Source organism: Mycobacterium sp. IDUB_24 (assembly GCF_055419385.1).
Genome location: NZ_JBVAXO010000007.1, coordinates 215,806 through 229,770, shown reverse-complemented (window position 1 = coordinate 229,770; position 13,965 = coordinate 215,806). Strand labels below are relative to the sequence as shown.

Sequence of the window (13,965 nt, the reverse complement as noted above, 5' to 3'; positions counted from 1 at the left end):
CGCGAAACGATCGGAGGGAGGGCCGATGCTGGACTGGATGGCGCAGCTCGTGCAGCCGCTCACCACCACACTGTTCATCCTGGGCGGCGACGCGGTGAGTTGGGCCGAGCTGCTGGGCTTCGTCACCGGCGGGCTGTGCGTGGCACTGACCGTGCGCCGGCACATCGCGAACTTCCCGGTGGGCATCGCCAACTGCCTGTTCTTCCTGGTGCTGTTCGCCTCGGCGCGGCTGTGGGCCGACGCCGGCCTGCAGGTTCTCTACATCGCATTGGGTTTCGCCGGTTGGTGGCAGTGGCGGTACGGCAACGCCGGCCGCACCCCGCTGGTGGTCACCCGGGCGCGCCCGGACCAAATCGGTTGGTGTGTAGCCATTGTCGTGGCGGGGACTGCACTTCTGACGGTCGTCCTGCGCGCCGCGCACGACGCGGCCCCGTTTCTCGATGCGCTCACCACGAGTTTGTCGTTGGTCGCGCAGTGGCTGCTGAACGGCAAGTACCTTCAGACTTGGTACTTCTGGATCGCTGCCGACTGCGTCTACATCCCGCTCTACCTGAGCCGCGATCTGAACCTGACCGCGGCGATCTACGTGGTGTTCCTGGCGCTGTGTCTGTCGGGGCTGCAGTCCTGGCGGAAGGTGCGGGTGCCATGAGCGAGTTCGGTCACGGCCTGTTCATCGGCAAGTTCTATCCGCCCCATCGCGGACATCACGCCGCGATCACCGCCGCCGCGCAACGCTGCGACCGGGTGAGCGTGCTGGTGATGGCGGCGGCCCCGGAGACCGTACCGCTGGCGGACCGGGTGGCCTGGCTGCGCGATACCCACACCGCCCACACCAATGTCACCGTCGCCGGAATCCCTTGCGATGCACCACTGGACGTCAACGATCAACGGGTGTGGGCAGCGCAGGTGGCCGCCATGCGCGCTGGGCTACGCGCGGCCGACTGCCTGGCCACCGTCGACGCCGTGTTCTGTGGCGACGACTACGGTGACGAGCTGGCCCGCTGGTTCGATGCCACGAGTGTGCGGATCACCCGGAGCGCGGTCAGCGCCTCGGCCGTCCGGCGCGACCTGGCCGGCCGGTGGCCCGAACTGGCCCCGGCCACCCGCGCCGGGCTCACCACCCGGGTCGTCGTGTTGGGCGCGGAGTCGACGGGGACGACGACGGTAACCGCGCGCCTGCAGCAGCACTACGCGGCGCGGGGTGGAGTCTGGGCCGCGACCCGCAACGTCGAGGAATACGGCCGCGAACACACGGCCCGCCTCTGGGAACGCCAACCCGACCGCGCGATCGACGAATTAGTTTGGGAACACGCTGATTTCGATGCCATCGGGGACGAGCAGAACCGCCGGGAGGAGGTTGCGGCCCGCGACGGTTCACCGATCCTGGTGTGTGACACCGACGCGTTCGCCACGGCGGTGTGGGAGCGACGTTATCTCGGCACGGCTGCGCGCAGCGGTCAGCCGTGGACCCGGGTGGCGCACCGAGCGGTGTATCTACTCACCGATCACGCCGACGTGCCGTGGCACGACGACGGCATGCGGGAGGGCGATCTGGACATGCGGGCGGCGATGACCGGCTGGTTCGCCGACGCGCTGACGGCCGCCGGGCACTCCTGGGTGCTGTTGACGGGTTCCCTGTCCGACCGCGTCGAGGTGGCCCTACGCACCGTCGACCCGCTGTTGGATCTTTCGATGCGCTTCGGGGAGCCGTTGCACGGGCCCGGCTTCGAATAACCAGCCGGGCCCCGGCAGCTCAACGCGTCTGCAGGCTCGCGGCAAGACGCTGTCGCACAGTCGGTTTCGGTGCGGTCGCGGCGACCGCGATCATCTCGTCCACCGAGGTGAACTTGTCGCGCGGCCGGTCTTCGCCACCGCGCGCGATCTCGGTTGCGTCGATGGCCTGCCACCCGGCGGCGTCGACCACGGCGGGCTGCCGCGTGCGCACCAGCTTCTCCAGGGCAGCCGGCTTGTGCGCCGGATCAGTCAGCACACCGGCGTTGTAATCGTCGACCAGCTGGTGCACGGTCTGCGCCGCACACGACTTGTTGGTGCCGATGAAGCCGGTGGGCCCGCGCTTGATCCAGCCGGCCACGTAAGCCCCGACCGCGTCGCGGACGCGTCCACCGTCGTTGGGCACGACAGCAGCGTCGTCATCGAACGGCAGATCGGCAATCGCCTTGCCACGGTAGCCGATTGAGGTCAGCACCAGGCCGGCGTCGAGCGTACGCAGCTGATCGGTTCCGGTGACACCGAATTCGATGCCGGTCACCCGGTCCTCGCCGAGCACGCGCTGTGGGGTGAGTCGGTAGGCCAGCCGGATCCGCGGCCGGGTGAGCGGTGCGGACGCATTGCCCAATTTGGCCAGGATCTCCAGCTTGTTGCGGGTCAGCGGATCCGTCTCACGCGCCAGGTCCGCGACCACCAACTGATGATCGGCCTCGTCGAGCACGACATCGCAGCTCGCGGTCAGACCGATCAACTCGGGCAGCGTGAAGGCCGACTCGGCCGGGCCGCGGCGGGCCGCGACCACCACCTCGGAAATCTTCGAGGAACGCAGGGCCGCCAGAGCATGATCGGAGATGTCGGTGCGGGCCAGTACATCCGGATCGGTGGTGAGCACGCGGGCCACGTCGAATGCCACGTTGCCGTTGCCGACGATGACCACCCGCTCGTGGCTGAGGTCCACCGGCAGATCGGTGAACTCGGGATGCCCGTTGATCCAGGCCACCATCTCGGTCGCCGTCCCGGTGCCGGGGAGGTCCATGCCGTCGATGTCGAGCCGGCGGTCGTTGGGCGCACCCACCGCGTACAGCACGGCGTGATGATGCTCCAGCAGGTCGGCGTGCGACAGGTGCTCACCGACCTCGACGTTGAGGAAGAATCTAAATCCGGGCAGCCCGGCGATAACGTCGAACAGACGCGTCACCCGCTTGGTGCCCTGGTGGTCCGGTGCCACACCGGCACGCACCAGCCCGTAGGGCGTCGGCAGCTTCTCGAAGACATTGACCCGCACGCCGCGCTGCGTCAGCAGCTCGTCGGCCGCGTACATGGCGGCCGGACCGGAGCCCACGATCGCCACCGTCAGGCGTCTCTCGCGAGGCTCAACCCTGGGCGCCGCGATTACCGGCGCCAATTTGGATGTCGGGGGCAGCTTGCCTTCCCGCTTCGGGTAGAAGGCGGCGTTGAGCTCGATGAAGGGCAGCTGCTTCTCGGTCAGCTTGGTATCGGCCGCGATCGCGCCGACCGGGCAGGCGCTCACGCACGCGCCGCAGTCCACGCACGCCTCGGGATCGATGTAGAGCATCTCGGCCGTTGCGAAGCCCGGCTCATCCGGTGAGGGATGGATGCAGTTCACCGGGCACGCATAGACACAGGACCCGTCGCTACAACACGACTGGGTGATCACGTGGGGCATCTAGAACCTCTGCAGACCTTGCGACTTTCCGGGGCGAGCTTCAGGCGACCGAGACCAGGTGCTCGCGCTGAGGCTCGCTACGGTAGCGGCTCGGCGGCCCGTCGATCTTGCAGATCCGCCAGATCAGCTTGGCGATCGGGTTCATCAGGCCGGTGTCGTGGCACAGCATACGGACATCGCCGAACATGTCCCGCAGCATCTTGCGCGACTCGGGCGAGGAGAAGAACAAGTCCTTGCGGACGGAGCGCGGGATGTCGAATTCCTTCCAGAACGCGCGCGGCGGCACGATGATCGCCGAACACAGGATGCGCATGGTCAGCGGCACGAAGAGCGACAGGATCCAGCGCTGACGGCGGCGCAGGTTCGGCACCCGCTTGTGCAGGTACTGGTGTGCGAAGGAGATGTGCCGGGCTTCCTCGGCGACATGGATCGCCATGACCCGTTCCATGATCGGGTGCAGGGCCTTGCCCTCGCGCAGCACGTTCTTCTGCGTGTGGTCGATGGGCTCCTCGCCGGCGAGGACGCCGAAGAAGAACGGGATCGGCAGCGGCCCGGCGGCCAGCGGGATGAGCGGCTGCAGCCACTTGAGCAGGCGCGGCATGCCCGGCACATCCATGCCGATGCGGTTGACCATCTCCTGGAACATCAGGGTGTGGTTGCACTCCTCGACGGATTCGTGCAAGCAGTACCGGTACTCCGGGGAACCGTTGGGGACCCAGAACGAGTACTCCATCAGACCGCGGATCAGGATGTTCTCGAAGTGCAGGCCGACCTTGGCGACGTTGGCCTGGCGCCACATGCCGATCTCGATCTGCCGTTCGACCGGCAGTGCCTGGTACCACGGGTGACCACCCATCGGGTCAGTCCCCGGGAGGATCCACCGCGGATCGTTCGGGATCACCGCAAACTCAGGCGAGTCCCAGTCGATGTCCTTGTACGGGTTGAAATTGCGTCGCACCGAGCCCTCGGACAACGTTGCGAGCATGTCGACGTACTCAACGTCGTCGCTGACGTCCATGTTCTTGCGCCAGCGCCTGACCATCTTGGTCCGAGCCATGTTGCAGACCTCTCTATAATCGTTTGAGGTTTACATCTACCCACTTGTTGTACAAACGGTACCGCAGGTATCGAGTAAATGTCCATGCCTGATTTGAATCGTTTGCCGATAGGTGACTAGCCGTGGTCAATCTGAAGACAAAAGACCAGGTAGAAGCCATGGCTGCGGCTGGAAAAATAGTCGCGGAAACATTGCGAATGCTCGCAGATCAGGCCGTTCCAGGTCACACTACGGCCGATTTGGACCGGATCGCCGCCGAAATCCTGGCCGCGCACCACGCCACCTCCCCCTTCCTCGACTACCACCCGCGGTGGGCGCCCCGCCCGTTCCCGGCAGTCCTGTGCGTGAGCGTCAACGACGCGGTGGTGCACGGCATCCCCGATGACACCGCGCTGGCCGACGGGGACCTGGTGTCGGTGGACTTCGGAGCGGTTCTGGACGGGTGGTGCGGAGACTCCGCCCGCAGCTTCGTCGTGGGCACGCCGCGGACGGCCGACACCGCGTTGATCGAGGCGACGGACGCAGCCCTGGCCGCCGGGATCGCCGCGGTCCGGCCGGGCAACACCCTGGGCGACATCGGACATGCCATCGCGTCGGTGGCCCGGGACGCCGGCTACGGCCTGCTGGCAGGCCACGGCGGCCACGGCATCGGGCGCACCATGCACGAGCCGCCCCACGTTCCCAACTCAGGACAGCGCGGGGCAGGCCCGGCGCTGCAGCCCGGCCTGGTGATCGCGATCGAGCCGATGCTGATCGCCGACGGCACCACCGGCTACGTCCACGATCCCGACGGCTGGACGCTTCGCACCGCCACTGGGGCCCGCGCCGCGCACAGCGAACACACCGTCGCCGTCACCGCCGACGGCGCCCGGATTTTGACCCTCTAGCGGCCGACTTTAGGCTTGTCGGCATGGCTGAACTGATCATCCCCGCCGACCTCAAGCCCCGCGACGGCCGTTTCGGATGTGGCCCCTCCAAGGTCCGCCCCGAGCAACTGACCGCGCTGGCCGCTGCCGGGGACCTGTTCGGCACATCCCATCGGCAGGCGCCGATCAAGAATCTGGTGGGCCGCGTCCGCGACGGGCTGCGGCAGCTGTTCTCGGTTCCCGACGGGTACGAGGTGATCCTGGGCAACGGCGGCTCGACCGCATTCTGGGATGCCGCGGCGTTCGGCCTGATCGACAAGCGCTCACTGCACCTGACCTACGGCGAGTTCAGCGCCAAGTTCGCCTCATGCGTGGCCAAGAACCCGTTCATCGGCGACCCGATCATCGTCAAGACCGATCCGGGCACCGCGCCGCAGCCCCAGTCCGACCCGTCTGTCGACGCCGTCGCCTGGGCCCACAACGAGACCTCGACCGGCGTCTCGGTACCGGTGCAGCGCCCGGCCGGCGATGCGCTGGTTCTGATCGACGCCACCTCGGCCGCCGGCGGCCTACCCGTCGATATCGCCGACACCGACGCGTATTACTTTGCGCCGCAGAAGAACTTCGCCGGTGACGGCGGCCTGTGGCTGGCCATCGTCAGCCCCGCGGCGCTGGCCCGCATCGAGGCGATCGGTGCATCGGACCGCTGGGTGCCCGACTTCCTGTCGCTGCCCATCGCGGTGGAGAACAGTCTCAAGAACCAGACCTACAACACCCCGGCCATCGCCACGCTCATCCTGCTGGCCGAGCAGATCGACTGGCTCAACGGCAACGGCGGGCTGGACTGGGCCGTCAAGCGCACCGCCGACTCCTCGCAGCGGCTGTATTCGTGGGCCGAGGGCACGTCGTTCGCCACCCCGTTCGTCACCGATCCGGCCCTGCGCTCACAGGTTGTCGGGACGATCGACTTCAGCGATTCGGTGGATGCCGCCGCTGTCGCCAAGGTGCTGCGCGCCAACGGGATCGTGGATACCGAGCCGTACCGCAAGCTCGGCCGCAACCAGCTGCGGATCGGCATGTTCCCGGCCGTGGAGCCTGACGACGTGAGCGCCCTGACTGCCTGTGTCGACTGGGTCGTCGGCCAGCTCTGAGCACACCTCTGAACCGGAGGCCCTCCCGCCAGCGTGTCAGCCCGGTAACGGGCTGATAACGCAGTAGGGTTCGCACGCAGGAGGTCAGGTCGGTATGCGAGAACTCAGAGTCGTTGGATTGAACGTAGACGGCAGACGCATCATCTGCGAAGACGACGACTCCAAAGAGACGTTCAGCTTGCGTGTCGACGACCGGTTGCGTGCTGCGATGCGCGGAGACAAGGTCGCCTCGAATCAATCCGAGATCGATGTAGAGGTGCAGAACGTGCTGCGACCCAAGGAGATTCAGGCAAAGATTCGCGCCGGCGCATCGGTGGAGCAGTTGGCCACGGCAGCCGGGGTGCCTATCGAGCGGGTCGAGCGGTTTGCTCATCCAGTGCTGCTGGAGCGCGCTCGCGCGGCCGAGCTGGCCACCGCTGCGCATCCGGTACTGGCCGACGGACCCGCCGTGCTGACGCTGCTCGAAACCATCACGCAGGCCATCGTGGCCCGGGGCCTCGACCCTGATTCGATCGCGTGGGACGCCTGGCGCAATGAAGACAGCCGATGGACCGTACAGCTGGCCTGGAAGGCCGGCCGGTCCGACAATGTCGCGCATTTCCGCTTCAGCCCCGGGGCCCACGGCGGCACCGTCTCCGCCTCCGACGACGCGGCCCGCCAGCTGATAAACCCAGAATTGGGTCGGCCACTGCGCCCGGTCGCCGCGGTCCCCCATCTGTTCGACAATCACGAGGCCGACGAGGTTCATCACGTTCCGGCCGCAGCCCCCGAGCAGTTCAGCCGACCGGCCGATCCCGCGCCCGCGCCCGCGGCGGCTCCCCCGGCACCCGCCAAGCGCGGTCGCAAGGCCCGTCCCGCGGTTCCGGCCTGGGAGGACGTGTTGCTGGGCGTGCGCTCATCAGGCACGCAGCCCTGATCGCCTGATCACTCAGCACCGAGGATCTCAGTCAGCATGTGACTGAATTCCTCGGTGTTGTGCATTTTGCGGCCTTACCCGGCGATGTGACGCAAACGACGAGTCCACCAGCTCCAATATTAGTTATAGTGTCTAATAACTAGACTGGCTATACATCTGGAGGGGTCATGCCGCGCACCGAGAACGACACCTGGGATCTGGCCACCGGCGTCGGCGCCACCGCCACCGGAGTGGCCGCGTCACGGGCGCTCGCCTCCAGCGCCCCCGATGCGCTGATCTCCGACCCCTACGCCCGGCCCCTCGTCGATGCCGTCGGCGTGGACTATTACGTCCGCTTGGCCCAGGGCGACCTGCTGGCCGCCGGCGCAGCCGACCCGCTCGATCCGCATCTGATCGCCGACGGCATGGCCATCCGCACCCGCTACTTCGACGACTTCCTCCTGGCCGCCGCCGAGGCGGGCATCCGTCAGACCGTCATCCTCGCCTCGGGCCTGGACGCCCGCGCCTACCGGCTGCCCTGGCCGGCCGGGACGACGGTGTTCGAACTGGATCAGCCCGCCGTCATCGAGTTCAAGGGCCGCGCACTCGCCAACCTGGGCGTCACGCCGACGGCGGAGCTGCACGCGATCGGCATCGACCTACGCCACGACTGGCCCGCCGCCCTGCGCACCCGAGGCTTCGACCCACAGGTGCCCACCGCGTGGATCGCCGAGGGACTGCTCGGCTACCTGCCGCCCGACGCGCAGGACCGGCTGTTCGACAACATCACCGCACTGAGCGCGCCGGGCAGCCGCCTTGCCACCGACTGGATCAACGAGCAGTCGGAGCTGGCCGAGAGCCGGATCCGGACACTCACCGATCACCAACGCGAGCAGGGCCTCGAAGTCGACGACCTGTCGGAGCTGATCTTCCCGGGCGACCGCAACGCCGTCGCGGACTACCTGACCGAAACCGGTTGGCAGCCCGAAACCACCACGGCCGAAAGGATGTTCGCGGTCCACGGCAGAAAGTTCCACCGCGACGAGGCCGTCGCCGGCCTGCTCGATGCCAACTACACCGCGGCAGAACTGGTGGCCTGAGCGGCCATCGAGTCAGTGCTGGGTCAAGCCGATGGCCAGCAGCGCCAGCCACCCGCACGCCACACCGACACCCGACCCCAGCACGAACCAGCGCCACACCGGCCGGTGCCGCCAGCCCCACACCGTGGGGGCCAATCCGCCGACCGCCACCATGTTCAGCCCCACCGCCAGCAGCGGGTGCACCCGCAACAAACCCACCCCGAGCACGACGATCGCCGCGCCCAGGACCACGGCCACGAAACCGGCCACCGTCAGGCCGGTACCCCACGGCGTGGAATTGTCGGTCACGGTGTCAATCTAACGCGATCTCAGCCTCCGAGCCGGGCACGCTCGTAGAACGCGAGCGCTGCGGCGGTGGCGACATTGAGCGAATCCGTGCCGCGCGACATCGGGATGCGCACGCGCACATCACTGGCGCGCATCGTCCGCTCGGTCAACCCCGGCCCCTCGGCGCCGACCAGGACCGCCACCCGGTCCCCGTCAAGCTGGGTCATCGCCTCCGACAGAGTCGCGGCGGCCGGATCGGGCGTCATGGCCATGAGCCGAAAACCCTTGTTCCGCAATAGCTCCAAATCATCCGGCCACGCGGCGGCCCGGGCGAACGGAACCAGGAGGGCATGCCCCATCGACACCCGCACGGCCCGCCGGTACAACGGATCGGCACATCCCGACCCGAACACCACCGCATCGACCGCCAGCCCGGCGGCGTTACGGAAGATGGACCCGAGGTTCTCGTGATCGTTGACCCCTTCGAGGACCGCCACGGTGCGCGCCCCGCAGATGACCTCCGCCACCGACAACTCCGGTGCCCGCGACGCCGACGCCAGCACTCCACGGTTGAGGTGGAATCCGACCGCGGCGGCCATCACGTCGGCATTCGTCCGGTAGAACGGCACGTCCACCCCGTCGAGGTCGGCGGCCAGTTCACTCAGACGCCGGTCGGTGCCCAGCAGCGCGCGGGGGACGAACCGGGAGGCCAGCAGGCGCTGCGCCACCAGCACGCCTTCGGCGATCACCAGGCCTTTTCCGCTGGGCAGATCGGGCCGGCGGTCCACGCTGTTGAGATCGCGGAAGTCATCCAGCCGGGAATCGGCCGGATCCTCGATATCGATTACCTGCAGCTGACTCACACGCCTTCGAGGACCATGGCGGACATCAGATCGGTTGCGGTGAGCAGGGTCTGGCGGTCATCCGGATCCAGGCGCGCCAACTGCGCCTTGAGCCATTCCTGGCTCGCCCGGCGCTCGGCGTCGACGAGGGACATCCCGGCCGGCGAGGCAGACACCACGATCTGACGTCCGTCCAGCGGATGCGCGGCGCGGGCCACCAGGCCCTGTTCGGCCAGCGAGGCGATCACCCGCGTCATCGACGGGGGCCGTACCCGCTCCCGCAACGCCAGGGCGCCCGGCGTCATCGCGCCCTCCTTGACCAAGGTGGCCAACGCCGAGAACTGGGTCAGCGAAACCGGGGATTCCGCACGCCGCGTACGTAATTGACGCGCGAGACGAACAACTGCCAGGGCCAGGTCATTCGCAAGCCGCGCCTCCGGATCCTTCACATCGGAAATAGTACTGAGCCGCCGAAGGTAAAGGGCTAGAACCAAGACCAATGAATGCGGACCGCATCGGATACGTTGGTCATCGATGACCGAGAACACTGACGACGCGACGGCACCCCAACCGCCGGCTCTGCCCGCCGCACTGCTGGAGCCGTGGCCGGTGATCGTGGTGATCGCCACGGGCTGGTTGATCGCGACCGTCCTGACTTTCACCGTCGGCGGTCTGCAACACTGGCGGCCGTTCACAGTCGCCGGACTGGCGATCGGCGTTCTCGGCACGACCATCTTTCTGATCCAGCGCCGCGCCGTACGCCGCGGATCCCGCGGTGCGCAAAGCGGATTGACCTGAGGAGACACCATGGCCGCACCCCTACTGCAAGCCACCATCGACATCGACGCACCGGTTGACAAAGTCTGGGGGCTGATCTCGGACCTGACCCGAATGCCGCAGTGGAGCCCACAGTGCCGGCTGATGAAGCCACTCGGCCCGCTGCGTCCGGGGACCCGCACGCTCAACCTCAACCGGCGCAAGTTCATGTTCTGGCCCACCACGTCACGCCTCACCGAGGTCGTCGACAACAAGAAGCTGTCCTTCCTGGTGGAGGGCAACAACACGGTGTGGAGCTACGAACTGGAACCGACCGGCACCGGCACGCGGGTGACCGAATCCCGCCACGCCGAGAACGGCACCACAGCAGTGTCCAACGCTCTGGTCGGCGCATTGTTCGGCGGAGTCCCCAGCTTCGAAGACGAACTCGTCGACGGGATGAACGCTTCGCTGGCACGCATCAAGGCCGCCGCCGAGAACTGAGCAGAGCTCAGTCGGCCGGACCAGATTCGCCTCAGTCGGCCGGACCAGATTCGCCTCAGTCGGCGGTGTCGAGCACACCGTCGTCGTAGGGCTCGTACATCGGCGACCCGGTGCCGGGCGGTTGCGGGGTGTCCGAATGGGCCCCGCAGCCATACTCGGCCTCCACCACATGCCCGTCGGCGGATAGATCGTTGGCGCACACACCGAACATCACGCCCAGTGCACCGCCGAGCGGTAGGTAGAAGCCACAGTCGCGGCAAACCCGACGCGTGGAGCGGGCCATCGCCGACCCCGGGCCGTAGTCGCCGTCGTGCCAGCGCTGCGCCGCCTGCGCCCGGCCCCACTCGCTGAGTACCTGAAGCCGCCCGAAGCCGAGTTCCAGCGCGGCGTCGTCGATCAGTGGATCACCGGTGGCCACGTACCCCGGAACCAGACGCGGATCATTCGGCGGCGGGGCCAACAGGTCGCCGGGTCCGAGGTCACCGGGACGGACCCGGTTCTCCCACGGCACCCACTCCGGCGCCAGCAGCGCCGTCGGCCCCGGGACGAGGACCAGCTCGCTGATCGTGGCGTGGTCGGCGCCTGGGTAGGCAGCCACCACGACGGCCCACTGCCAACCGCGGTAACCGGGCAGGTCAGCCAGGAATCGGTGCGTGGCCGAGGAGGCGTCCTCGATGCTCGCACCGAGGTATTCGCCGACGGTGCCGTCGCCGCTGAACTCGATCAGCGCCGCACGAGCCTGTTCGGCGGCACCCAAGAGCACCGCCTCCTGCTCCTGCGACGGTGCCGCCGGGCTGGTTTCGGGGGTCTGCTCAGCAGATTCGGTCACGCTTTCCATCGCCTCCATAGTGCCTGATCGGGGCAACCACAGACCACACCGGTCGCCTGTCGGCCGCTTGCGCGTCGGATAAGAGAGAATCGGGGGGTGACCTACTACCCGCCGCGGCCGCCGGCCGATCACGGCGAGGAACATCCCGGAATGGCCAACTACCCCAGCGACGAGACGCCGCGACGGCCACGCAGACAATCGGTGCCCAGCTCCAACCGCTGGCTGCCGCCGCTCGACGATCAGCACACCACCGCGCACCCGAACCAGGACAACCCGCAACGCTCCCACGGGGTCGGGTCGGCAGCCGGTGAGAAGGTCACGGTCACCCGGGCCGCCGCGGCACGCAGCCGCGAAATGGGTTCGCGGATGTACGGTTTCGTGCACCGCGCGGCCACCGCCGACGGCGCCGACAAATCCGGGCTGACGGCGCTCACCTGGCCGGTGGTGGCGAACTTCGCCGTCGACGCGGCCATGGCCGTCGCACTGGCCAACACGCTGTTCTTCGCCGCGGCCAGCGGCGAGTCCAAGAGCAAGGTCGCGCTGTACCTGCTGATCACCATCGCGCCGTTCGCGGTGATCGCCCCGCTGATCGGGCCTGCGCTGGACCGCCTGCAGCACGGTCGCCGGATGGCGCTGGCGGCCTCGTTCGCGTTACGCACCGGGCTGATCGTGATCTTGATCGCCAATTACGACGGTGCCACCGGAAGCTATCCGTCCTGGGTGCTCTACCCGTGTGCGCTCGGCATGATGGTGCTGTCCAAATCGTTCTCGGTGCTGCGCAGCGCGGTCACCCCACGTGTGCTGCCCCCGTCGATCGATCTGGTCCGGGTGAACTCCCGGTTGACCACCTTCGGCCTGCTGGGTGGCACCGTGGTCGGCGGCGGCATCGCCGCGGGGGCCGAATACCTGTTCAACGTGGCTCAGCTGCCCGGAGCCCTGTACGTCGTCGTCGCGGTCAGCGTCGCCGGCGCGGTGCTGTCGATGCGGATCCCGAAGTGGGTCGAGGTCACCGAGGGTGAGGTGCCCACCACGCTGAGTTACCACGGTCAATCGGGCGGCCAGGGTGAACTGCGCCGTCACCCCGGCAAGCCGAAAGCCGAACGTCAGCCATTGGGCCGCAACACCATCACCGCGTTGTGGGGCAACTGCACGATCAAGGTGATGGTCGGGTTCCTGTTCCTGTATCCCGCGTTCGTCGCGAAATCCCACGATGCCACCGGCTGGGAACAGCTGCTGATCCTCGGGCTGATCGGGGCCGCGGCCGGCGTGGGCAACTTCGGCGGCAACATCGCCGCCGCACGGCTGGCGCTCGGACATCCCGCGCAGCTGGTGGTGCGGGCGGCCGCCGCGGTCACCATCGTCGCCCTGGCCACCGCACTGACCGGAAACCTGATGGTGGCTGCCGGCGCGACACTCATCACCTCGGGTGCCAGTGCCATCGCCAAGGCCTCACTCGACGCGTCCCTGCAGGACGATCTGCCCGAGGCCTCGCGGGCCTCGGCGTTCGGCCGGTCGGAATCGGTGCTGCAGCTGGCCTGGGTGACCGGAGGCGCCACCGGGGTGCTGATCTATACAGACCTCTCAGCCGGGTTCACTACGATCACGGCCGTGCTGATACTGGGCCTGGCGCAGACCATCGTGAGCTATCGCAGCGAATCACTGATTCCGGGTCTGGGCGGTAACCGCCCGGTCCACGCCGCACGAGAAGGCGGCAACCGTCGTGCGGCAGCGCCGACGACAGCACAGTGGGAGTCCCGATGAAGCGTGCTCTGGCGGTCCTGGCGGCCGTGGTCGTGCTGGCGATTGCCGGTACCGCGGTGGGGGTCTGGCGGCTGCACAGTGCCCACGGCGACCGGTTGCCGGAGATCAGTGCGTACTCGCACGGACACTCGGTGCGGATCGGCCCGTTCCAGTACTGCGAGGTGCTCAACCTCGACGACTGCGAGGAACCGCGCGACGCGGGCGAGCTGCCGGTCACCAAGGACAATCCGGTGCAGCTCTCCGTGCCCAGCGCGGTCTCCCGGGCGCCATGGCGGCTGCTCCGGGTGTACGAGAACCCGATCGACACGACGGTCACGTACTTCGCACCCAAGACCACACTGGCCGTCACCATCCCCACCACCGACCCACAGCGCGGGCGGCTCACCGGCCTCGCGGTCCAGCTGCTGACCCTGGTCCAGGATCAGAACGGCCAGGAATTCGCGCTGCCCCACGCCGAATGGTCGATCAGCACCGCGTGGCCCTGACCGTTCCGTCGCTTTGCTGCTTGCTTCCACAAGCAAC

Annotated in this window: 16 protein-coding genes; 10 read left to right on the top strand and 6 right to left on the bottom strand. The window is 67.8% G+C overall.

Translation table 11 applies throughout. The features are described 5' to 3' along the window. Window positions 1-25 precede the first annotated feature (25 nt). Together pnuC and ACZYZF_RS23815 are read left to right on the top strand one after the other, a co-directional pair. Window positions 26-649, top strand: coding sequence for a nicotinamide riboside transporter PnuC (pnuC, locus tag ACZYZF_RS23820; RefSeq protein ID WP_463747131.1), 624 nt, complete (start codon window positions 26-28; stop codon window positions 647-649). Beyond that, window positions 646-1,734, top strand: a complete 1,089-nt coding sequence (locus tag ACZYZF_RS23815) for an AAA family ATPase (RefSeq protein ID WP_463836981.1) — start codon at window positions 646-648, stop codon at window positions 1,732-1,734. The genes pnuC and ACZYZF_RS23815 overlap by 4 nt, the downstream gene beginning before the upstream one ends. 19 nt (window positions 1,735-1,753) lie before the next feature. Here the strand turns inward: ACZYZF_RS23815 and ACZYZF_RS23810 are convergent, their stop codons facing one another. After that, entirely contained in the window at window positions 1,754-3,415 is a 1,662-nt protein-coding gene (locus tag ACZYZF_RS23810; RefSeq protein ID WP_463836980.1) for a 4Fe-4S binding protein, read from the bottom strand. Between the two features lie 40 nt (window positions 3,416-3,455). Beyond that, the gene (locus ACZYZF_RS23805; RefSeq protein ID WP_463747128.1) at window positions 3,456-4,472 is read right to left on the bottom strand and encodes an AurF N-oxygenase family protein; all 1,017 of its coding nucleotides are present in this window, start codon (window positions 4,470-4,472) and stop codon (window positions 3,456-3,458) included. A 122-nt stretch (window positions 4,473-4,594) separates the two neighbouring features. Here ACZYZF_RS23805 and map point away from each other — a divergent pair, with 122 nt between their 5' ends. The 4 genes from map to ACZYZF_RS23785 all read left to right on the top strand — a co-directional run bounded on the left by map (window position 4,595) and on the right by ACZYZF_RS23785 (window position 8,484). Next, window positions 4,595-5,359 (top strand): type I methionyl aminopeptidase, encoded by a 765-nt coding sequence (gene map / locus ACZYZF_RS23800; RefSeq protein ID WP_463836978.1) that lies wholly within the window; start codon window positions 4,595-4,597, stop codon window positions 5,357-5,359. Between the two features lie 23 nt (window positions 5,360-5,382). Further along, entirely contained in the window at window positions 5,383-6,489 is a 1,107-nt protein-coding gene (gene serC, locus ACZYZF_RS23795; protein WP_463836976.1) for a phosphoserine transaminase, read from the top strand. 94 nt (window positions 6,490-6,583) lie between these two features. After that, the gene (gene sepH, locus ACZYZF_RS23790) at window positions 6,584-7,405 is read left to right on the top strand and encodes a septation protein SepH (RefSeq protein WP_463747125.1); all 822 of its coding nucleotides are present in this window, start codon (window positions 6,584-6,586) and stop codon (window positions 7,403-7,405) included. Between the two features lie 167 nt (window positions 7,406-7,572). After that, window positions 7,573-8,484 (top strand): SAM-dependent methyltransferase, encoded by a 912-nt coding sequence (locus tag ACZYZF_RS23785; protein ID WP_463836975.1) that lies wholly within the window; start codon window positions 7,573-7,575, stop codon window positions 8,482-8,484. A gap of 12 nt (window positions 8,485-8,496) precedes the next feature. Here the strand turns inward: ACZYZF_RS23785 and ACZYZF_RS23780 are convergent, their stop codons facing one another. From ACZYZF_RS23780 to ACZYZF_RS23770, 3 genes are read right to left on the bottom strand one after another with little or no spacing between them, the layout of a single operon-like run. Continuing rightward, entirely contained in the window at window positions 8,497-8,772 is a 276-nt protein-coding gene (locus ACZYZF_RS23780; RefSeq protein WP_463747123.1) for a DUF2537 domain-containing protein, read from the bottom strand. Between the two features lie 20 nt (window positions 8,773-8,792). Next, entirely contained in the window at window positions 8,793-9,614 is an 822-nt protein-coding gene (locus ACZYZF_RS23775; protein WP_463836974.1) for a TrmH family RNA methyltransferase, read from the bottom strand. Then, the gene (locus tag ACZYZF_RS23770; RefSeq protein WP_463747121.1) at window positions 9,611-10,042 is read right to left on the bottom strand and encodes an Rv0880 family HTH-type transcriptional regulator; all 432 of its coding nucleotides are present in this window, start codon (window positions 10,040-10,042) and stop codon (window positions 9,611-9,613) included. The genes ACZYZF_RS23775 and ACZYZF_RS23770 overlap by 4 nt, the downstream gene beginning before the upstream one ends. Before the next feature lie 85 nt (window positions 10,043-10,127). Here ACZYZF_RS23770 and ACZYZF_RS23765 point away from each other — a divergent pair, with 85 nt between their 5' ends. Further along, window positions 10,128-10,391: a DUF2530 domain-containing protein gene (locus tag ACZYZF_RS23765; protein ID WP_463747120.1), complete on the top strand. Its 264-nt coding sequence runs from the start codon at window positions 10,128-10,130 to the stop codon at window positions 10,389-10,391. Window positions 10,392-10,400: 9 nt separating this feature from the next. Beyond that, the gene (locus ACZYZF_RS23760; protein ID WP_463747119.1) at window positions 10,401-10,853 is read left to right on the top strand and encodes an SRPBCC family protein; all 453 of its coding nucleotides are present in this window, start codon (window positions 10,401-10,403) and stop codon (window positions 10,851-10,853) included. Between the two features lie 55 nt (window positions 10,854-10,908). Here ACZYZF_RS23760 and ACZYZF_RS23755 read toward each other — a convergent pair whose 3' ends face one another. After that, the gene (locus ACZYZF_RS23755; RefSeq protein WP_463747118.1) at window positions 10,909-11,691 is read right to left on the bottom strand and encodes a DUF3027 domain-containing protein; all 783 of its coding nucleotides are present in this window, start codon (window positions 11,689-11,691) and stop codon (window positions 10,909-10,911) included. Window positions 11,692-11,832: 141 nt separating this feature from the next. On the opposite strand from ACZYZF_RS23755, the gene ACZYZF_RS23750 reads away from it, so the two are divergent. Both ACZYZF_RS23750 and ACZYZF_RS23745 read left to right on the top strand, forming a co-directional pair. Then, window positions 11,833-13,443: an MFS transporter gene (locus ACZYZF_RS23750; RefSeq protein ID WP_463837127.1), complete on the top strand. Its 1,611-nt coding sequence runs from the start codon at window positions 11,833-11,835 to the stop codon at window positions 13,441-13,443. Next, on the top strand, window positions 13,440-13,928 hold the full coding sequence (locus ACZYZF_RS23745; RefSeq protein WP_463747117.1) for a DUF2771 domain-containing protein: 489 nt from the start codon (window positions 13,440-13,442) through the stop codon (window positions 13,926-13,928). The genes ACZYZF_RS23750 and ACZYZF_RS23745 overlap by 4 nt, the downstream gene beginning before the upstream one ends. Window positions 13,929-13,965: the final 37 nt, after the last annotated feature.